This window comes from Paenibacillus sp. OV219 (assembly GCF_900110075.1).
Lineage (GTDB): Bacteria > Bacillota > Bacilli > Paenibacillales > Paenibacillaceae > Paenibacillus_Z.
On the sequence record NZ_FOCJ01000004.1, the window covers coordinates 374,889 to 393,945 of the forward strand.

The following is a 19,057-nucleotide window of genomic DNA, read 5'->3' on the forward strand; positions in this document are numbered from 1 at the left end:
GCATTCACCTGCTGTATAAGCCACAGGCCGCACCGTTCCTTCTGTATGTCAGTATTCCACTTTTCAGAGGATTCTATTCTTGTTCTTGCTGGTTCCTACATGTCTGATTCCTACAAGTTAGCGCGTCAACTCGAGGAACGTATCGACGTCCTCCAAAGCTAGCTGGGCTGCTTCGCGCCAGAAGCCCGGCTCATCCAGCCTTACGCCTAGGTGTTTCTGCGCCAGATCTTCTACGGTCATAAGCCCTGTATCACGAAGCAACGCCACATAACGGTCCGCGAACGAACTCCCTTCCTTCTTTGCCACCGCATAGATGCCGCAGCTGAACAAGTATCCGAATGTGTAAGGGAAGTTGTAGAGCGGTACATCCGTTAGATAAAAATGCAGCTTCGACGCCCAGAAATACGGATGCTTCTCGCCGAGTACGCCGCTGAATGCCTCCTCCTGCGCATCCTCCATCAATTTGCTCAACTCTTCATGCGTGACCATCCCTTGCTTGCGACGCTCGTAGAATCGTGTCTCGAATAAGAATCGGCAGTGGATGTCCATGAAGAACGAAACAGCGCTATGGATCTTATCGTCGAGCAGCGCCAACTTCTCGCTGCGGTCTGTTGCAGCCTTGAGCACAGAGTCAGACACAATCATCTCCGCGAATGTCGATGCCGTCTCCGCCACGTTCATCGCATACTCCTGCGCAAGCGGCGGTAGGTCATTCATGACATGCTGATGATACGCGTGCCCAAGCTCATGCGCCAGCGTTGAGACATTGGAAGCCGTGCCTGAATAGGTCATAAAAATACGCGTCTGCCCGCTCTTCGGGAACGCCGTACAGAAACCGCCCGGACGTTTGCCGGGACGATCCTCCGCTTCGATCCAACCTTCGCGGAATGCCTTTTCCGAGAAATCAGCTAAATCAGGACTGAACGCGCGGAATTGTTCCAGAATAATTTGCGCGGCGTCATCATAAGGCACAACCTTATGCGAAGAACCGAGCGGTGCGCCAACATCATGCCAGTCAAGCTGCTTCAGTCCGAGTAGCTCCGCTTTGCGTTCCAGGTATTTGACCAGCTTTGGCTTGCCTTCGGTTACGGCCTCCCACATCGCGCTGAGCGTCGCTTCGCTCATCCGGTTAATCGCGAGCGGCTCCTTCAGCACAGAGCCCCAGCCCCGCTTCTCATATAACTTCAGACGGAAGCCTGAGATACGGTTGATCGTATCCGCACACAGGTCGCCCTGCTCATTCCATTCGCGCTCCCACTCCTCGAACGTTGCCTCACGCACCGCACGTTTACTGTTTGTTAGACGGTTACTCATCTGACCAGCGGATAGCTGCTTCTTCACTTCATTGCCTGAGCCATCATCCTCCGTCACCTCGAACCGGACTCGGGAAACGATTGTATTGTAGAAATCGCCCCAGCCATGGTAACCGTCGACGGCAAGCTCCGCAGCAAGCGCCTCCTGGCTTGGAGGCAGCTTCTCCTTCGCCGCTTCACGCCGCTCATTCAGCACGAAAGCGACCGGGGCTACAGTTTCCGATGTTTGAAGCCAGCTCGTCCAAGCAGCATCATTGGCGTTCAGCAGCTGCTCGTCAAAAGCAGTCAGCGCGCCATTAAACTTCGCCGACAGCGTCTTCACCCGATCATTAAGTGCATTCGCAGCCGCATCCTTCATTTGCTGGGCTTGCAAGCAGCCTACGAAAGAATCCGACTGGCGAATTCGCAGTAAAATGGACTGCACGGCTGCCGTCCATTTATTCAGCAGTTCCACAGCAGGAGCTTCCGCACCTTCTGACTTCGCCTCCGCCAGCTGCTGCGACAAAGCTTCGATATCAGCCTCTATACCGCTTAATTCTTGCAAGAATGCCACTGAACGTGAGCCACCTGCATACAGCGCTTCCAAATCCCAAGATTGCGGATATGCTGTTTTCATTCTTTTCCCCCTCGTTATCGCTATTTGCGTAATTAGCAGTGTCAGTGTATAACTGAAAGTATAACCGTTTGAGGATTGTCCTCTATTCATACATTACCCATACTATGAAGCATGAAGCCCTGCTTATGCAAGCAGCGCTAATACTACAGATAAGGAGTGCAAAGACTATGACGCAACCATTACAGCTGTCTCCGGAGACGGCGATCAAGCTTTCTAAGGAGCTTGGCGTACCGCTGGAGCATCTGATGCATATGCCGAAACATATTTTGCTGCAAAAGATCGCTGAGCTTGCTACTAAAAATGCAGCGAATGAGCCCAAAGGAGACACCGACAAGTGATCCCGTTCGAGCGTGCATGGCCTTATGATATTATTATGAAAGACGTATATGTCTCTTCTTGCCCATTCTGTCACAAAGATAACGTCCTGCTTCCGCTGCGACCGAAGGAGCTTGACCATATTCGTTCCGGCAGTAAGAAGCTGCTTGTGTTCCCTTGCTGCCATAGCCGCGTGACGGTTGTCGATGCGGACCAGGATTACCTGCTTACCGATACGAAGCTACGCCAAGCATAATAAGTAAAGCCGCCCAGGCATAAGCCCTGAGCGGCTTTCTTTATTTATGCATTCATTGCAGCTGGTTCTTCTTCAAACAGCTCGTTATTGTTATTCTCCCGCAGCATTTGCCACTGGTCACGACTTGCCCGGATCATAGAAGCATCTGTAATCCGCTTGTCATTCACGACTCGCGAGAACCATTGGACCGCTTTACGAGGCTCGCCAACCCGGCGGTGCAGCTCTCCGATTAGATACATCAGCTTCGCGTTGTTAAGCGAGCCACCTTCTGTCTCGAAGACGGTTATGTAAGCTTCAAGCGCAAACCGCAGGAAACGCTGCTCCTGTTCCTGAAGCCCTTCGTAACGGTACAACCAAGCGATATGATGAAGAAGGCCTGCAATGACCCGATCCTTCTCTTTAATAATTCCGCAGCAGAGTAGCGCAAGCTTGTAGCATTCCAGCGCCTGCTCCTTCGTGCGGTTGCCTCCGTAATCGCGATGGATCCAGCGGCTGCCGAACGTATCGTAATATTCCTTCTTCTGCGCATCCGTCATACGCTCCGCGCCATTCTCTGTAGAAGCGAAGCCGCAGCGAGGACAGACGCGAACCACATAATAGTCCGGATTAAAATCTGTTTTGTAATGCGAGCAGAAATCCGTATCCCGATTCGACGGTTTCTTAAAGCTTGGGCGCACGCGTGATGTCTTATAGGTCGTCTCACAGCAAATGCATGTAATAGATGTTAAGTAGAGCGGCTCCATATACTCACGTCTCCCTCAAATTTGTGTATCGCTCAAGTAGCGACAAAATCGCACCTGAGTCTACGGTTGATTAACAAAGTGATGCGCAGGTCCAGATAGCCGATCGATAACAAGCTCTTGCAGCGCCTCAGGCAAGTCCGTCTCACGGAGCGCTTCGCGCATACAGCCAAGCCATGCCTCAGCCCGCTCAGGGGTGATTGGAAAAGGAAGATGTCTCCCCCGCATCATCGGATGCCCGTATTCATCGGAGTACAAGGAAGGCCCTCCGAAGAATTGCGTCAGAAACTTCGTTTGCTTCTCCATCACGGGTATAATATCTGCCGGAAAAAGTGGTGCCAGCAGCGGGTGCTGCTGTACTTTAGGATAAAAGGCCTGCACAATACCTTCGATACCCTTAGCCCCTCCGACAGCTTCATATATAGTGCTATAGTTATTCATCGTCACAAACCGCCTTAATTTTTAGGTCTTTTGTATTGGTTCCTGTAGATATTTTAGCATGAAAGCAGTACGGATTAAAACTACGCTTTCGGGTGGGAAATAAAAAAAGCTACCAGCCCTTTGAGGGCAGTAGCAGCTCTGCACTTTTAGTGGACATCCATTTCACCGGACCGCCATACTTGCTCGAAATATGAAAGCCGCCAAGTCCATGCACGATCAGCTTGTTCGCTTCTACTTTCAGAGGCTGCTTCTCGTCAGTGTGAGCCCTTCTTAGTAGCCTGATATCACGAGCAAGCTGCAGCCCATCAGTCGAGCCAAGACTGACATCTATAAACGCAATATCAACAGACTTGCTCCGGACAAAATCAAGCGCCTTATCTGCTTTCTGGAAGCTCCCGGCACGTGACCATATAACTATATAATAGTCTGGGACTTTTAACCTATGTATAGAGTGCGAAAAAATGCCCTCTTCATAAAGAGGGCATTGTAGTGTAAGTAGTATTTCGAATAGATGGTGGCAAGTTGTTTAGCTTTCGTAATCCTCTTCTCCAGGAGCCACCAGTGACTCGCGGATGACATAAACGAATGCACAGACGAGAATGCCTGCAATAATACTCATTGTCATCACTCCAAGTTCTATTGACGTGAGACAATTGTATCATACGGCCCAACAAAATAACATCAATTTTGCAAGCGTTTTCGAAATGTAATACAGCTGTAATATAAGGGCAATATCTGGCGTTTTCTCTGCCTTTCGAGACGAACCAGTGATGATTGTCCCACTTCCCACATATAGCAATAATAGAGCTGTTTGTTCGCTCATGGGGAGGGACTTACGTTTGCATATCGTTCGTTATTTAATGCGGCCAGCCGTCATCCCGGCATGGGCAGCCGTCATCCTGACACTGCTAATGATCGGCTTTCCCAGCGAAGCGCTTCACGCCTCTATTCGTGGGCTTTCTATCTGGTGGGAGGTGCTATTTCCTGCCCTTTTTCCCTTCTTCGTCATCTCGGAGCTGCTCCTTGGGCTTGGCATTGTCCATTTCTTCGGCAAAATGCTCGATCCGCTCATGCGGCCGCTCTTTCGCATTCCCGGCATCGGCGGCTTCGTCGTTACGATGGGATATGCTTCAGGCTACCCCGTCGGGGCAAGACTAACGGCTCAGCTCTGGGAGCAGAAGCTCATCAATCGCGCGGAAGGCGAACGCCTCGTCGCTTTCACCACGACATCGGATCCGATCTTCTTGATCGGCGCCGTCTCAGTCGGCTTCTTTCATAACGTCGCACTCGCACCGGTACTCGCGGCGGCGCATTACGGAGGCGGCCTCATCATCGGCCTGCTTATGCGATTTCATGATCGGAATGCGCCAGCAACGCTGCAGGCTAAGCCGGAAGAGCGCAGCGGCAGGCGCAAGAGTCGCCTCGCCGAAGCGATTCGGGCGATGCATACCGCCCGCATGATGGACGGGCGTTCCCTCGGCACCTTGCTGCAGGACGCTGTGCAAGCGGCTCTGCGGCTCATGATCGTCGTCGGCGGCCTCGTCGTCGTCTTCTCCGTCATTATGGAGCTGCTGCGGCAAGCCGGCGGGATCGAGATGCTCGCCATAGGTGTACGTGGGCTTCTTGGCTTGATCAGCGTACCGCCTGCACTATCCGACGCTGTCGTCAATGGTCTTTTCGAGGTGACGCTCGGCGCGCGCTCGGCTGGTACAGCAACGAGCAGCGGATTGCTGCATCAAGCGGCGATTGCCGCCTTCGTGCTATCGTGGGCCGGCCTCTCCGTCCATGCGCAGATCGCCAGCTTGCTTAGCCGCACAGACCTGCGCTACAAACCTTTTATCATCGCCAGATTCCTTCATGGCTGCATTGCAACCGGGCTCATCTATGTGCTCTGGGACTGGCTCGGACCTGCCGTCTAACGTTGTATTCGGCATCATTTTCCGCTATGATTCAAAGTGTAAACGGCTGTATTCGTCCTCGGGCGGAACAAGCTACATTAATCTCTAAGAAAAATATACTACCCGAGCGGAAGGGGCTTGTTTGTTTGAACTATGTCATCATTGACAGAGGCGATAAGCTGTCTAAGGAGCTTGTCGATCGTTTCCATGAGCTTGCAGCTGCACGAGGACTTGCACGCAACGATGAAATGCCGGAAACCATAATCTCCATCGGTGGCGACGGAACTCTTCTGAAAGCTTTTCACACGTATGCAGATCGGATTCATGATGTTGCCTTTATTGGTATCCATACGGGTCATCTCGGCTTCTTCGCCGATTGGAAGGCCGATGAAATCGAGGAGCTTGTCCGAATGATGGCCGAATGCGAGCCGCGTATTGTCCGCTATCCGCTGGCGCAGATCGAGCTCGAGACGGATGAGGGACGTTCGACCTATACTTGTTTGAATGAATTTACGCTCAAAGGCGTCAACAATATGCTTGTCGCACAGATCGACGTGAATGACGAATTGTTTGAGATGTTCCGCGGTGACGGCATCGTCGTTTCCACGCCATCAGGCAGTACCGCTTATAACAAAAGCTTAGGCGGCGCCGTAATTCATCCATCCATTGAATCGCTGCAGATTGCCGAGATCGCGTCGATCAACAATCGCGTCTATCGGACGCTCGGCTCGTCACTCGTGCTGCCGCAGCATCATCACTGCGATATTATTCCGCGCAAAGATCAGCGCTTGCAGCTAACGATCGATCAGCTCACCATTACTCGAAACGATATTCGTTCCATCCGGTGCAGCGTCGCGACGCGAAAAGTGAGCTTTGCTCGCTATCGGCCGTTCACGTTCTGGAATCGGGTGCGCGAAGCGTTTCTTGGCTACGATGTGAAATAGATGAATCATTATCGCGCTTATTTGCGGATCGTCGCGCCGTACAGATGGCTCATTCTGGTGACACTGATCATTGGCATCATCAAATTTGCTATCCCACTGACGCTGCCGCTCTTTATTAAACATGTCATCGACGACGTGCTGCTGGCTGACTTGCCTGTTGATGTGAAGACATCCAAGCTGATGAAGGCGATCGGGCTTGCCTTTCTTCTCTTCGTCGTCGTCCGCTATCCAATGGAATATTACCGTCAATATTTCGCGCAGCTGACAACGAGCCGCGTGCTTTTTGACTTGAGGAACAAGCTGTATGGCCATCTCCAGCATCTGTCGCTTCGCTTCTACCAGAACCGCAAATCCGGTGAGATCATCTCCAGAATGATGAACGACGCCGAACAGACCAAGTCGCTCGTCGAAACGGGACTGATGAACATCTGGCTTGATATGTTTACGTTGGTGCTGGCGCTCATCATTATGTTTAACATGAATGTGCTGCTGACCTTCGTCTCAATCGCCATTCTGCCGTTCTACGGCTACGCGGTCAAGAAGCTGTACAAGCGGCTGCGCGGCTATTCCCGCTCGCGCTCGCAAGCTATGGCTGAGATGCAAGGTTATTTGAACGAGCATGTGAACGGCATACCAGTTGTAAAAAGCTTCACATTGGAGCGCTACGAGCAGCAGCAGTTCGGCAAGCGGAATCAGACGTTTCTGGACCGTGCCTTTGCGCTGACTCGCTGGAATGCGCTCACGCAGTCGATTATTAACACGCTGACGGAGATCGCGCCATTGCTCGTGCTTGCCTGCGGCGGCTACCTTGTCGTGCAGAAGTCGCTGACGCTTGGCGAATTCGTCGCATTCTACGGCTACTTGGACCGGCTCTATGCGCCTCTACGCCGGCTCGTCAACTCGTCGACGGAGCTGACGCAAGCGTCCGCATCGTTGGAACGTGTGATGGAGCTGCTTGGCGAGCAACCGGAAATCAGCGATTCACCGAAAGCTGTGGCGCTAAAGGCTGTAAACGGTGACATCCGGTTTCACGATGTGTCGTTCCGATACAGCTCTGACGGCGAATGGGTGCTGCGGGGCATTAACTTGGAGATTCCGCAAGGCCATACGGTCGCTCTTGTCGGCATGAGCGGCGGGGGGAAGTCATCGCTCGTCAGTTTGCTCGCCCGCTTCTATGATACGCAGGAGGGCGACATCACGATTGATGGCAAATCCATTCGCGATGTGACGCAGGAGAGTCTGCGCTCTCATATCGGGATGGTAATGCAGGATAATATTTTATTCAGCGGATCGGTCCGCGAAAATATTATGCTTGGCAATCCCGAGGCTTCTATCGAGCAAATTGTTGCGGCGGCCAAAAAGGCGAGTGCACACGACTTTATCCTGTCGCTGCCGAGCGGTTATGACACCGAGATTGGCGAGCGCGGCGTAAAGCTATCCGGCGGCCAAAAGCAGCGGATCGCGATCTCCCGTGTGTTCTTGAAGGACCCGGCGATACTCGTGCTTGATGAAGCGACCTCGGCGCTCGATCTCGAATCGGAGCATGCGATTCAAGAGTCGCTCGCCGAGCTGGCGCAGAACCGCACGACACTCATCGTTGCGCATCGCCTCTCCACCATCACCCATGCCGACCTCATCGTCGTCGTCTCGCATGGAGAAATCGTGGAGCAGGGCAAGCATGATGAGCTCATGGCGAAGAATGGATCATATGCACGACTTTATAACGTACAGTACTTATAGGGCTGGGAGCGGAGTGTCGCTCTCAGTTTTTTTGTGCAGTGTTCAAGAGTCGGGTTTTCCGACTCTCAATCATGCTTTGATGCAATTTCCAACCAAAATTCAGAATGTAGCTAGTTTAGTGGACTCCTTTAGAGCGACATTTCCGTTGCAAACGATCTGTCGCCGCAGCCAGCAACACCAACAAAAAACGCCAACTCATCATGAGATGAGTCGGCGTCATATTTAAGATTGCTTGGGAGCATGGTCCTTATGGTCCTTATGGTCCTTATGGTCCTTATGCTCTTTATTGCCGCGTTCACGCGGCGCGTGGTTCGACTGCTCTGAAGCAGCGGCCACCGGCGCTTTGTTGTTGTTGTTGAAATGCTGCCGCTTGTTGCGGTTCCGTTCCGGACGATCCGAACGATTGCCACCGCCACCGCGCTCAGCGTTCCGCTCATTGCGTTCCGCCCGCTCACCGCGCTGCTCCTGGTTGCGTTCACCACGATCACTGCGCTGCTCCTGATTGCGCTCACCGCGTTGCTCCTGATTGCGCTCACCACGATCTCCGCGATCTTGCTTCTCGCCACGCTCTTGCTTCTCACCACGCTCTTGCTTCTCACCGCGATCGTGCTGCTGGTTCCGCCCAGAACGGCCGCCGTGATCGCCGCGATCCTTGCCGAACGGCTTGCGTCCCTCGCGGCCGCCTTCCTTCTCGGGATCCTTCGCCGTGTCCTTGCGGTGGCTGTTGCGCTGCTGCTCACGGCGCAGATCTCGCTCAGCACGCGGCATAAACTTCACCTGCTGATGCTCGCTCGCAGGCGCTTCGCTCGATTGCGCAGTGGCTGCGACAGCGCGTGAAGCGGACACATAAGCATCCAGCGCGCCTTCGACCAGTTCGAAATCCTCGCCATCATGATCGTCGTTCAGCTCGCCTTCCTCACCGGACTTAGCGCCGCCTGGCTGCTTCTCCAGTACAAAGTAAGCGCAACCGAAATTACAGTACTCATTAATATAATCGACCATCGAGGATATCGCGCTCTCGCGCGACACCTTCGGATGGTTATCACGGAAAAACCCTTTGAGCCGCAGCTGATTATATCCCCAATCACCGATTACGTAATCGTACCGTTCCAGCACTTCACTGAATCGTTCTCGAAACGCTTCAAAATTCCATCCGTTTCTATTTTCATGAATTAATTCGTAGGTTCTGCCGCCGATATGGATCAAGTCTGCTTCTCCCTCCTTCTTACAGGGTTGCCGATAATTTGGCTTCCGTTGCCGATGCGGATTGAACCTGCTCATGCGCATGATACGAGCTGCGAACGAGCGGCGCTGATTCCACGTGGCTGAAGCCGCGTTTCAGGCCCTCTTCTTTCAGCTTCGCGAACTCATCCGGATGCACATAGCGTGCGATCGGCAGATGGTTCTTCGAAGGCTGCAAATACTGGCCAAGCGTCAAAATATTGCAGCCCACAGCACGTAAATCGTCCATCGCCTGCAATATTTCATCCCATTCCTCGCCAACGCCAAGCATAATGCTCGACTTCGTCGGAATGTTTGGTTTCATTTCTTTCGCGCGCTTCAGCAGCTCCATCGAACGAGCATATTTCGCCTTCGCCCGAACGCGATTCGATAAGCGGGCAACGGTTTCAATATTATGGTTCAAAATGTCCGGATTCGCATCCATCACTGCTTGCAGCGCATCCCAATTGCCAATAAAGTCAGGGATTAACACTTCTACGCTGCAGAGTGGCAGCCGCTTACGGATCGCTTTGATCGTTTCTACAAAGATCATCGCGCCGCCGTCCTTCAGATCATCGCGGGCAACCGACGTAACCACACAGTGCCGTAGCCCCATCTGTTCCGCTGCTTCGGCTACCCGTTCCGGCTCCTGCAGATCAAGCTCTGTCGGCAAGCCCGTCTTCACCGCGCAGAAGCGGCAAGCACGCGTGCAAATATCGCCAAGGATCATGAAGGTTGCCGTACGGTTCGCCCAGCATTCATAGATATTCGGACAACGCGCTTCCTCACACACCGTGTGCAGTGTCTTCGTGCGCATCATCTCTTTAATTTCGGCATAATTGCCGTCAGTCGTCAATCGTATACGAAGCCAGTCCGGCTTAGGTACTCGTTCTTTCTCGTTCTTCATAACGGGAGTTAACCTGCTTTCTGTAATCTCTGCGTCTTATTATAGCACGTTTCGGATAAAAACCAATGATTTGCAGATCATATCAGAAGAGCATTACTTGAACCAATTGCACCCAATTTGATCATTCAACCGGTAGCGATAACCGCGCCTATGCCGGTTGGCACTTGGAGGCCGATACTTCTGAGATCCTTGTATTTATCCTTAATAACGGTCGTTCTAGTTATTAACCTGCAGTTCTTCGGCCAAGACCAAGAACATACCGCTTCCGCCGCTTCGGGAACTCCCCCAGATCAGGAAGTCCGAACAACAATGAGCGCAAGCGCCAAGAAAACCGATGCCAAAGACGAATCTTTCTTAAAAAGGCGCATCCTCTATGATGAGATCAGCGTCGTCACTCGGATTCCCTGGTTTCGTCTTGCCGCGATCGACCAGTACGAACGGACGATAACGAAGGCACGGCCCAAGACACGCCAGCAGCTGGGACAATACATCAGCGTGTTCGTATCAGAGTCCGAATGGGCAGGGGAGCTGAATCCCGACGTCAACGACCAATCGCCCATGTCGATCCGCTGGTTCAGCGGACTTGGCGAGGATGGAGACGGCGATGGGCTCGCGGTGCGCACGAACGATACTGACTTACTGTATTCCGTCGCCAATCATTTGATGCGATTCGGTACGGAAGAGGACGATTTTTCAATCGGATTATGGCAGTATTATCACAATACGAGAGCAGTCCAGCGCATTCGCCAGTTTGCCCGCCTCTACCAAAACTTCGGGACACTAAACCTGTTCGAGCATGCATTCCCGCTGCCAATCGGCGATAACTATTCCTACAAAGGAACGTGGGGAACGCGCCGCAGCTGGGGTGGATACCGCATTCATGAGGGAACCGATATTTTTGCTGGCCATGGCGTTCCTGTACGCAGCACCTGCTACGGCATTATTGAGATAAAAGGCTGGAATCCTTATGGAGGCTGGCGGCTTGGTATACGAGATCTCAATAATTATTATCATTATTATGCACATCTGTCTGGCTATGACAAGGCGATATTCGTAGGCAGCACCATTAAGCCCGGCCAAGTTGTCGGTTGGGTCGGAAGCTCTGGCTATGGACGCCCCGGAACATCAGGTAAGTTCCCGCCGCATCTGCATTACGGCATCTACCGAGACCGTGGTTTAGTCGAGTGGTCGTTCGATCCTTACCCGTCGCTCAGACAATGGGAGAACGATGAACGTCGCAGAATGCGCACACGCAAATCATAAAGAAGAGCGCTCATCAAGGCCTGCTTATAGGCATTAGGCTGAGCGCTCTTTTTTTGCTGCTGGTCATTCCCCGGTATTCGTACTCGCATTCGCATTTGAATTCATATTCGTGTTCGACGACGAAGCAGGCTCCGATCCGTCTCCCCCAGTCGTACCGTTATCTGCTGGTGACGTCGTGGTGACGCCGTTCTTGCCATCTTGCATCGGTAGTGAAATATTCGGCGCATTCGGTGCGGAATCACCGACCGGATTGCCTTTGTTATCATAATAGTACATCGGCACATCACCAACGACGAGCAGGTACGAGATCGGAATTTCCGTATCCACCAGCTCCGGCTGCGTATCGAATGGAATAATAATCGATACCTCTGCAACGATATGCATATACACCTCGACCAAGATCATATTAATCCCGGCATCCTTTTGCTTCGTATCGAGATCGACCTTTACTGCACCAATTGGCTCGAATTTGACCGGAATGCGTGGACCGAACGAAGCGATAATGGCACTGCCGAGCGCTTGGCCGAGCGGGATTTTCTCCGGAATGTCGCCCATCTGGTTTAGTTTCGTCTGTACCGTATCAATCGTTTCGGACGTAATGCGCATATGCTCGGAGTAATTCAGCATAAAGCCGGACACTTTCCCGCTCGCATTCGTCTTCCACTCAATGAGCTTATCGGCGGACGATTGATGCGCAACCTGCTCTGTAATCGCCTTATTGATCGCCTGAGTTGCGACCTGCTTGACGCGGACCTTGGCAACAGCCATGAGCGGACCTTGTAAATTCCGTTCGACGAAAATAAACATCTGGAAGAAGAACAGCCCGAAGATGATCAGCAAAATAAGAACGAGCTTGCGGCGGCTCATCTTCTTACCGCTGCTTCCTGATCGGCGCCGGCGTCCGCTGCTTCGCCATCCCCTTCTTCCCCATCTGCGCATATGGGCGCCTCCTTCTCACCAGTTGTCCGCTGTTCCCTTCCAAGCTTATGCGGATAACAGGCAAAAAAGAAGAAAGCTAGTTCACCTCAATTAAACCAAGCTGCAAGCAAGCGCTGACCGCAAGCTTGCGCACGCCGGTCGTAAAGCGGATATCAACCGATTCGGCATCAATCGTAAGGAGCTCACCGCTGCCGAATACGCGATGCTTCAGCTGTGTGCCAGGCGCTATGCCTTTAAAGCTCTTGAGCGCATTCGGGTTCGCCGGAACGAAAGCCTCCTCCGGCTTGCTAATCGTCACGCTGCCCGAAGCAGCTGAGCCAGCCGGTTTGCGCTGCGATATCGTAACTCCTGATGAATGCTGCTGCACCGGCGGCTCAGCGTTCGGGTCTTGGATATAACGAACGGCGGCAACGAATTCGGACTCTTTCACTTCCTCGCCATCCCGCTTTCCATATGCAATCAGCTCCAGCTGCTGCTTCGCCCGCGTCATGCCAACATAGAAGAGTCGCACAGCTTCTTCCATCTGCTCGGACACTTCCCCTTCGACCTTCTTCATATCTTCACTCGACGGAATGATGCCTTCGATGAGATCAATGATGTACACCCGCTCGAACTCGAGCCCCTTCGCGCTGTGCAGCGTCGAGAAGGTGACGGCATTGGCGTTCTTGTTCTTCTTCGACGCTTTCATGACCGCTTCCAAGTACTTCAATCTCTTCGCAAAATCCTCCAGCGACTCCAAACCATCCGCAATATCCTCAAGCGTGTTCAAAATCCCGATCAGACTCTCCTTGCGAAATCCGAGCCGTTCACACATCCGATCCAGCGCCCGTTCATAGCCGAGCTTGCTCCGAATCGTCCGAATGGCTTGGCGCGGCGGCATCTCCTTCAGCGTCTGGAACGTTTCCTTGCATTCCAGCAGCTGCTTCGGCTGGTAATCCTGCACCGGTACATGATTGATTAGGTTATCAAAGACCGACTCGTTATTCTGAATGCGGAGCAGCGCCGCCATCTGGGTTTTCGAAATATAGCCGCTCATCTTCGTATGAATTTTCTCCAGCAGCTCCGGCCTTTTATCCGTATACGCCATCCGCATGAAACCGAGAATATCCTCCAATATCCAATGAGAAAAGAATCGGTTGTCGCCGTCCTTCATATAGAACGGAATGCCGCGGCGCTCGAACTCATTCATTAGCGTAATCGAGGATGAATTGTTCCGGTACAGAAGCGCCACCTCGCGCAGCTCCTCAATCCGCGAAACCTTCTCCGCCACATACTTGGCCTGCTGTTTGTAATCGGCAAGGCTCTTGATCCGAATCGGTCTGTTGGTGGAATTGCGGGTGAACATATTCTTGTCATAGCGATTCTTGTTGCGCTTAATGAATTGGTTCGCGATTGCAACGATGTTCTTCGAGGACCGGTAATTCTGCTCCATTTTTAGAATCGCCGCATCCGGGTACACGTTCTTGAAATCAAGCAAATACTGCGGTTCCGCCGCCCGCCACGTGTAGATGCTCTGATCGTCATCCGCGACGACGCACAGGCAGCCATGCCGCTTAACGAGCTTCTCGATAATCGCATGCTGAACCATCGACGTATCTTGGCTTTCATCCGTCAGCACGTAGTCGTATTTATTCTGATACTTCCACAGCAGCTCATTGCTCTCTGCGAGCGCACGGTTGCCGATAACGAGCATATCGTCGTAATCAATCAGCAGCTTGTCGCTGCGCGATCGCTTGAATGCTTCATATTCCTTCATAATAAGAGCGGATTCCTTAACGTCACAGTTCACGGACGCCCACTGATCCTCGGGAATCAGCTTATTCTTAATATAGCTGATGTAGGTCGTTAGTTCCTCCATCTGCTCTTCCGTGATGTTGTCGTTATGAATTCGCTTATAGATATCGCGCAGGATTAACTTCTTATGCAGCGGTGGGTTGTCTTCATCAAAACCTTCGCCTTCACTCTCGTTCTCAACGGAACCTTCAATAATTTGAAAAGAAGTCCGGTTACGCCGCAAAAACTCCCGCATCAATTCGAATGCGAGACTGTGAATCGTCGAGAAATCGACGCTGCCCGCAGGATGGTCCGGGAAGAAACGGCTGAACCGCTCCTTCATATCCTGCGCAGACGCCTTGCTGAACGTGACTGCCTTGATCCGGCTCGGATGAACACCCTTTACCTCAATTAAGTAGCCAATCCGCATGATGATTGTTGTCGTCTTACCCGAGCCCGGCGATGCGAGCAGCAGTAATGCGCCTTCGGTATGGAGCACCGCTTGCCGCTGAATCTCATTCAGCAGGACACCAAGCTCGGCCTTCTTCCGCTCAAAAAAATTCGTTGTCGTCGCTTTCGTCATTACGTTCTAACCCATCCATTCTTCCATTAAACGATTGCGATTCCTCTCCTTCTTCAATCGAAAGAGGGAATCTACGTTCCCATTTTACTCGATGATACTAGTATCGCTTGTTAGCGCCGCCTGCTGCAATAGTTATTTTTAGTTATTTTTTGCCTAGTATTTCGATACGGTTCTGCTACGCTGATTTCATAGAGAGGGGGATAGATATGACGGATATGACGATCAAACTTGTGCCCGTTGAAAAAGATCAAAAAGAAATTCTCTACAAACTCTATCAATTCTATGAATATGACTTTAGTCCATACACCGGAAACGAATTGGGGGTAGATGGTCAATATTCTGTTAACCTAGAGCATTATTGGGAGGATCCAAGGTGGAGCCCTTATTTCATATGTGCCGAGAGTAACATCGCAGGTTTTTTAGTTATTCTCTTCGAAAATCTTGATACAGACCCCGACCCGACTCATGTCATCTATGATTTCTTGATTCTAAATAAGTATCGGAGAAAAGGAATTGGAAAATCGGCGGCCGTGCATGCATTTAATCTTTACAGAGCGAATTGGAAATTGGCTCAGATGAGTGTCAATCGTCCGGCCTTACACTTCTGGCGGTATGTTGTGAATGAATATACTTCAGGGCTGTATACCGAAGAATTTCGCGAAGATCGCAACAAATATATACAATCGTTCAGTAATAGAGGCTAACATAGCGACGAAAAAAAAGAGCGGACCCGCTCGGTCCGCCCTTCCTCTATTATCCCAGCAGCTAGCCTATCATCTCTGCAACGAAGCCGTTAATCCCCCGCAGCCGCGACTGGAATGCCTCGTAAAGGCCATCCGCTTGCGCAGAAATTGTTTTGTCGCTGCAGCTAAACTTGTTCAAGCTCACAGCTTGATTCACCTGCGCCACAAGCTGCTCCGGCAGCGATGCGCCACCGCTCAATGCGCCTGCGATCCCAGCTGCAAGCGCCGTTACACTCGCAGTGTCTCTACCCATATTAACCCCTGCGATAAGCGCGTCGTAGACATTGCCATTAACCAGTTTCACGATGCAGATTGCTTTGGTTACGACTTCATTCGCGAAGCTATTGCCGTACGGCACGCCGCAGCCATGATACGTCCGGTCGAACGCTTCCCGTAATTGCTGGAAATCCGTACAGCCATCAACCAGACGCAAGCCTTTATCCAGCTCTTCGAGCACATTATCCCGCAGGTAGCCGTACTTGTAGCCGTCGATCTGCATGCCGACATCGGTGTAATTGCAGTGCTCATACAGATCATGAATGACGCTGTTAATTGTCGCATCCGGCTTCGTTGCGGCAGCAATGGCAGCCGCCGTAATCCCGGACCACTTCACCCCGTAGCTTCGCGAAGCTTGATAGAGCTGACCCAGCTCGAATGCATCGCGTACCGCGTTCTTCACCTCGCCGGCATTAATGAGGCCTACCGGATGGCAATACCCCGCGAAGCTGTTCAGTCCCGCATAATCGCAATAATTGCCTAAATCACGCGCAGGCAAGCCGTTATTCGCAAGCGCAAGCAAACCGATGTCGAACGGCTCCATGACCTTCTCGGCATCGCTTCGAAGCAGGTCGGCATTCCAGATCGCTCGCACATCTTCTGCCGTAATGCGGTCCTGCCGCTCACAGATTGCCGTAATTAAGAGCTTCTGACGTTCGATGCCGCTCTCCGTCGTTCCCGCCGGCCGTGACCAGACGCGTTCATAAGGCAACAGCTTGTTCAGCACACCATACTTGCTTGCAATCTCCTGCCAGCTCCAGCCTTGCACGGGAGCCCCCATCGCTGCACCGATCTGTGCGCCGGCAATACAGCCGTAAAATTTATCCTTCAAACTGACTCTTCCACTCATTTCTCGCACGCTCCCCAGTTTTTATCCATCCATCGCACACGCTCGCGCTCGCGTTCTTTTATAATGCGCCCATCAGATTGGAATAAGCTTTCAGCCGCGTCAGTCTGGTGTTGTAGGCTTGATACAAGCCTTCCGAATGCTCCTTGATCGTCCGTTGGGAGTTCGTCACCACATGCAAAGTTGTCGCATAGTCAGTCTGTTTGATCCAAGCTTCAGGAACAGTCGAGATCCCGGTCAGCGCTCCGGATATGCCAGCGGCAACCGCGGTTACGCAGTCCGTGTCGCGACCCATATTCACTGCAGCGACCATCGCGTCTTTGACATTACCTTTTGTCCAATTGAAGATGCATACCGCCTTCGTCACAACTTCATTCGCATAGCTGACTTCATATGGAATGCCTCGAATGTTATACGATTCATAGAGCGCTCTTCTGAACTCACGGTAATCCGCAATATGCGCTGTCCGCTTCAGCTCGCGGTCAAGCTCTCCGACCACAACATCCGGATCGCAATGATCATAGATTGCGCCAAGCACACTATCGAGCGTCGCACCAGGCTTCGTACCTGAAGCGATGGCAACGGCGGTCACCATAGCCCACTTCAGCCCGCGTCCGTTCATCGTCTGATAAAGCTGTCCGACTTCGTTCACATCGTCGATGGCCCCCGAGATGTCACCGGCATTAATAAGCCCGATTGGATGGCAGGAACGGGAGAAGCTGTTCAGCCCGGCATAATCACAATATTTGCCGATATCCCGGGCCGGAATGCCACTCTTCGCCATCGCCAGCAGCACCGCTTCGAACGGCTCGGAGATCATGCCAGCCGATTCAGGCTTAATGCCCGATATCCACATTTTCCGAACATCCTCAGCCGTTACGCGGTCCTGCTTCTCCATAATGGCAGATATCATTAGCTTCTGGCGCTCAACGCCATCCTCGGTCGTACCTGCTTCACGTACCCAGCCATTGTGAAAATGCTCATAGGGCAGCAACTCTTCCAAAATGCCATACTCAGCGTCAATGCGCTCGAAATCCCAACCTTCTATCGGTGCACCCATGGCGGAGCCGATATGAACGCCGGCAATACAGCCATAAAATTTGTCAAATAAGGTGACTTGCTCGCTCATTAGCTTGATCTCTCCTCTTAATAGGTAGTCTGCTAGAAACGAAAAGTGGTGCAATAATCAAACCGACTTTGAAAGTTGAACATATTCGGGGCGTTTATAGCTCGCCTATAATGAACTCGGGTAGCGTGTGAATCTACGGATTGATAGATGAAAGGGTGTAACGGAAACGATGATTGATTATGCGAAGTATCGTCTAGATGACGCAATGATGTTGAAACGGCTGGCTCATCCGAATGACAGAGTTAGAATGATTCTGGATACGGATGCATTCAATGAAGTGGATGATCAGTTTGCGCTAGCGTACGCCTTGCTGTCGCAGGAGAAGCTTCAGGTGCAAGCCGTGACGGCCGCGCCGTTCTTTAACTGGAACTCGACAAGCCCAGGTGAGGGTATGGAGAAAAGCTATAATGAGATCTTTAATATCTTCAAGCTGATGGAGCTCGATCAAACTCCGCCGGTGTACCGGGGATCCTCTCAATTCATGGACAACGCGGATGAGCCTGTTCCAAGTGAAGCCGTCGACCGAATTATTGAGCTTGCGTTAAGCGGTGATGAGGAACCACTCTATGTCGTCGCAATCGGAGCGATTACGAATGTTGCCTCTGCCATCGCCAAATGCCCCGAAATCATTCAGAAGATCGTCGTCATCTGGCTTGGGCCGAACTCCTACTGGTGGCCGACGCAGGATATTTTCAACGTCTCTCAGGATTACCACGCATCGCGAATATTCTACGACAGCGGCGTTCCGCTCGTCATCCTGCCTTGCCATAGCGTAGCCTCTCATTTGCTAACATCGACCTATGAGATTGACGCCTGCTTGCGTGATCGCAACAAGCTCGGCACCTACTTCAGCGATTTGTTCCACGGCAGATTTGAGCGGTTCGGACGCAATCGTCCTGGCTGGTCCAAAGTGCTGTGGGATGTCTCTGCGATTGCTTGGCTGTTGAATGAAGAATGGGTGCCTTCGGTCGTGCGGCGAACGCCGATTCTTAATCCGAACTTCACTTACTCGGTAGATGATAATCGTCATTTCTACAAAGAAGCGATCGACATAGACCGGAGTCTGGTCTATATGGATCTATTCGAGAAGCTGTCCAAGCCATACTAGTATCG

The 19,057-nt window shown here is 52.0% G+C and carries 17 protein-coding genes; 8 read left to right on the top strand and 9 right to left on the bottom strand.

The features are described 5' to 3' along the window. Positions 1–117: 117 nt before the first annotated feature. Entirely contained in the window at positions 118–1,929 is a 1,812-nt protein-coding gene (locus BMY11_RS13440; RefSeq protein ID WP_090576552.1) for a M3 family oligoendopeptidase, read from the bottom strand. A 167-nt stretch (positions 1,930–2,096) separates the two neighbouring features. Between BMY11_RS13440 and BMY11_RS13445 the strand changes: the two genes are divergently transcribed. Further along, entirely contained in the window at positions 2,097–2,267 is a 171-nt protein-coding gene (locus BMY11_RS13445; RefSeq protein WP_090576555.1) for a YycC family protein, read from the top strand. After that, positions 2,264–2,500 (top strand): hypothetical protein, encoded by a 237-nt coding sequence (locus tag BMY11_RS13450; RefSeq protein WP_090576557.1) that lies wholly within the window; start codon positions 2,264–2,266, stop codon positions 2,498–2,500. The genes BMY11_RS13445 and BMY11_RS13450 overlap by 4 nt, the downstream gene beginning before the upstream one ends. 44 nt (positions 2,501–2,544) lie before the next feature. Here the strand turns inward: BMY11_RS13450 and BMY11_RS13455 are convergent, their stop codons facing one another. Both BMY11_RS13455 and BMY11_RS13460 read right to left on the bottom strand, forming a co-directional pair. Beyond that, complete coding sequence (locus BMY11_RS13455) at positions 2,545–3,243, bottom strand: DUF2225 domain-containing protein (protein WP_090576560.1); 699 nt, start codon at positions 3,241–3,243, stop codon at positions 2,545–2,547. A gap of 60 nt (positions 3,244–3,303) precedes the next feature. After that, positions 3,304–3,681 (bottom strand): globin domain-containing protein, encoded by a 378-nt coding sequence (locus BMY11_RS13460; protein WP_090576563.1) that lies wholly within the window; start codon positions 3,679–3,681, stop codon positions 3,304–3,306. A gap of 845 nt (positions 3,682–4,526) precedes the next feature. Here BMY11_RS13460 and ylbJ point away from each other — a divergent pair. The 3 genes from ylbJ (at position 4,527) to BMY11_RS13475 (ending at position 8,263) form a co-directional block, all read left to right on the top strand. Next, on the top strand, positions 4,527–5,600 hold the full coding sequence (gene ylbJ, locus BMY11_RS13465; RefSeq protein WP_371262828.1) for a sporulation integral membrane protein YlbJ: 1,074 nt from the start codon (positions 4,527–4,529) through the stop codon (positions 5,598–5,600). 125 nt (positions 5,601–5,725) lie between these two features. After that, entirely contained in the window at positions 5,726–6,523 is a 798-nt protein-coding gene (locus BMY11_RS13470; protein ID WP_090576566.1) for an NAD kinase, read from the top strand. Further along, complete coding sequence (locus BMY11_RS13475; protein WP_090576569.1) at positions 6,524–8,263, top strand: ABC transporter ATP-binding protein; 1,740 nt, start codon at positions 6,524–6,526, stop codon at positions 8,261–8,263. It abuts the gene before it with no gap. A gap of 222 nt (positions 8,264–8,485) precedes the next feature. On the opposite strand, the gene BMY11_RS13480 is transcribed toward BMY11_RS13475, so the two are convergent. Beyond that, the gene (locus BMY11_RS13480; protein WP_090576571.1) at positions 8,486–9,469 is read right to left on the bottom strand and encodes a YutD family protein; all 984 of its coding nucleotides are present in this window, start codon (positions 9,467–9,469) and stop codon (positions 8,486–8,488) included. Positions 9,470–9,488: 19 nt separating this feature from the next. Further along, a complete protein-coding gene (gene lipA / locus BMY11_RS13485; protein ID WP_090576573.1) occupies positions 9,489–10,391 on the bottom strand; it encodes a lipoyl synthase in 903 nt (300 codons plus the stop codon). Between the two features lie 150 nt (positions 10,392–10,541). Here lipA and BMY11_RS13490 point away from each other — a divergent pair, with 150 nt between their 5' ends. After that, positions 10,542–11,654: a M23 family metallopeptidase gene (locus tag BMY11_RS13490; RefSeq protein ID WP_090576812.1), complete on the top strand. Its 1,113-nt coding sequence runs from the start codon at positions 10,542–10,544 to the stop codon at positions 11,652–11,654. 63 nt (positions 11,655–11,717) lie between these two features. On the opposite strand, the gene yunB is transcribed toward BMY11_RS13490, so the two are convergent. Beyond that, positions 11,718–12,593 (bottom strand): sporulation protein YunB, encoded by an 876-nt coding sequence (gene yunB, locus BMY11_RS13495; RefSeq protein WP_090576576.1) that lies wholly within the window; start codon positions 12,591–12,593, stop codon positions 11,718–11,720. Positions 12,594–12,669: 76 nt separating this feature from the next. Then, complete coding sequence (locus tag BMY11_RS13500; protein ID WP_090576578.1) at positions 12,670–14,949, bottom strand: ATP-dependent helicase; 2,280 nt, start codon at positions 14,947–14,949, stop codon at positions 12,670–12,672. A gap of 206 nt (positions 14,950–15,155) precedes the next feature. Between BMY11_RS13500 and BMY11_RS13505 the strand changes: the two genes are divergently transcribed. After that, on the top strand, positions 15,156–15,653 hold the full coding sequence (locus tag BMY11_RS13505; protein ID WP_256217447.1) for a GNAT family N-acetyltransferase: 498 nt from the start codon (positions 15,156–15,158) through the stop codon (positions 15,651–15,653). 61 nt (positions 15,654–15,714) lie between these two features. Here BMY11_RS13505 and BMY11_RS13510 read toward each other — a convergent pair whose 3' ends face one another. Both BMY11_RS13510 and BMY11_RS13515 read right to left on the bottom strand, forming a co-directional pair. Then, positions 15,715–16,818 (bottom strand): ADP-ribosylglycohydrolase family protein, encoded by a 1,104-nt coding sequence (locus tag BMY11_RS13510; RefSeq protein ID WP_090576581.1) that lies wholly within the window; start codon positions 16,816–16,818, stop codon positions 15,715–15,717. Positions 16,819–16,876: 58 nt separating this feature from the next. Beyond that, entirely contained in the window at positions 16,877–17,944 is a 1,068-nt protein-coding gene (locus tag BMY11_RS13515) for an ADP-ribosylglycohydrolase family protein (protein WP_090576584.1), read from the bottom strand. 169 nt (positions 17,945–18,113) lie between these two features. On the opposite strand from BMY11_RS13515, the gene BMY11_RS13520 reads away from it, so the two are divergent. Further along, a complete protein-coding gene (locus BMY11_RS13520) occupies positions 18,114–19,052 on the top strand; it encodes a nucleoside hydrolase (protein WP_090576587.1) in 939 nt (312 codons plus the stop codon). The last annotated feature ends 5 nt before the right edge of the window (positions 19,053–19,057 follow it).

Excerpts from the sequence above, each read along its gene's own strand:
- BMY11_RS13455 (WP_090576560.1), bottom strand. The coding sequence starts at position 3,243 with ATGGAGCCGCTCTACTTAACATCTATTACATGCATTTGCTGTGAGACG.
- BMY11_RS13515 (WP_090576584.1), bottom strand. The coding sequence starts at position 17,944 with ATGAGCGAGCAAGTCACCTTATTTGACAAATTTTATGGCTGTATTGCC.
- BMY11_RS13445 (WP_090576555.1), top strand. The coding sequence starts at position 2,097 with ATGACGCAACCATTACAGCTGTCTCCGGAGACGGCGATCAAGCTTTCT.
- BMY11_RS13475 (WP_090576569.1), top strand. The coding sequence starts at position 6,524 with ATGAATCATTATCGCGCTTATTTGCGGATCGTCGCGCCGTACAGATGG.
- BMY11_RS13520 (WP_090576587.1), top strand. The coding sequence starts at position 18,114 with ATGATTGATTATGCGAAGTATCGTCTAGATGACGCAATGATGTTGAAA.
- BMY11_RS13500 (WP_090576578.1), bottom strand. The coding sequence starts at position 14,949 with ATGACGAAAGCGACGACAACGAATTTTTTTGAGCGGAAGAAGGCCGAG.
- lipA (WP_090576573.1), bottom strand. The coding sequence starts at position 10,391 with ATGAAGAACGAGAAAGAACGAGTACCTAAGCCGGACTGGCTTCGTATA.
- BMY11_RS13460 (WP_090576563.1), bottom strand. The coding sequence starts at position 3,681 with ATGAATAACTATAGCACTATATATGAAGCTGTCGGAGGGGCTAAGGGT.
- yunB (WP_090576576.1), bottom strand. The coding sequence starts at position 12,593 with ATGCGCAGATGGGGAAGAAGGGGATGGCGAAGCAGCGGACGCCGGCGC.
- BMY11_RS13490 (WP_090576812.1), top strand. The coding sequence starts at position 10,542 with ATGCCGGTTGGCACTTGGAGGCCGATACTTCTGAGATCCTTGTATTTA.
- BMY11_RS13440 (WP_090576552.1), bottom strand. The coding sequence starts at position 1,929 with ATGAAAACAGCATATCCGCAATCTTGGGATTTGGAAGCGCTGTATGCA.
- BMY11_RS13510 (WP_090576581.1), bottom strand. The coding sequence starts at position 16,818 with ATGAGTGGAAGAGTCAGTTTGAAGGATAAATTTTACGGCTGTATTGCC.
- BMY11_RS13505 (WP_256217447.1), top strand. The coding sequence starts at position 15,156 with ATGACGGATATGACGATCAAACTTGTGCCCGTTGAAAAAGATCAAAAA.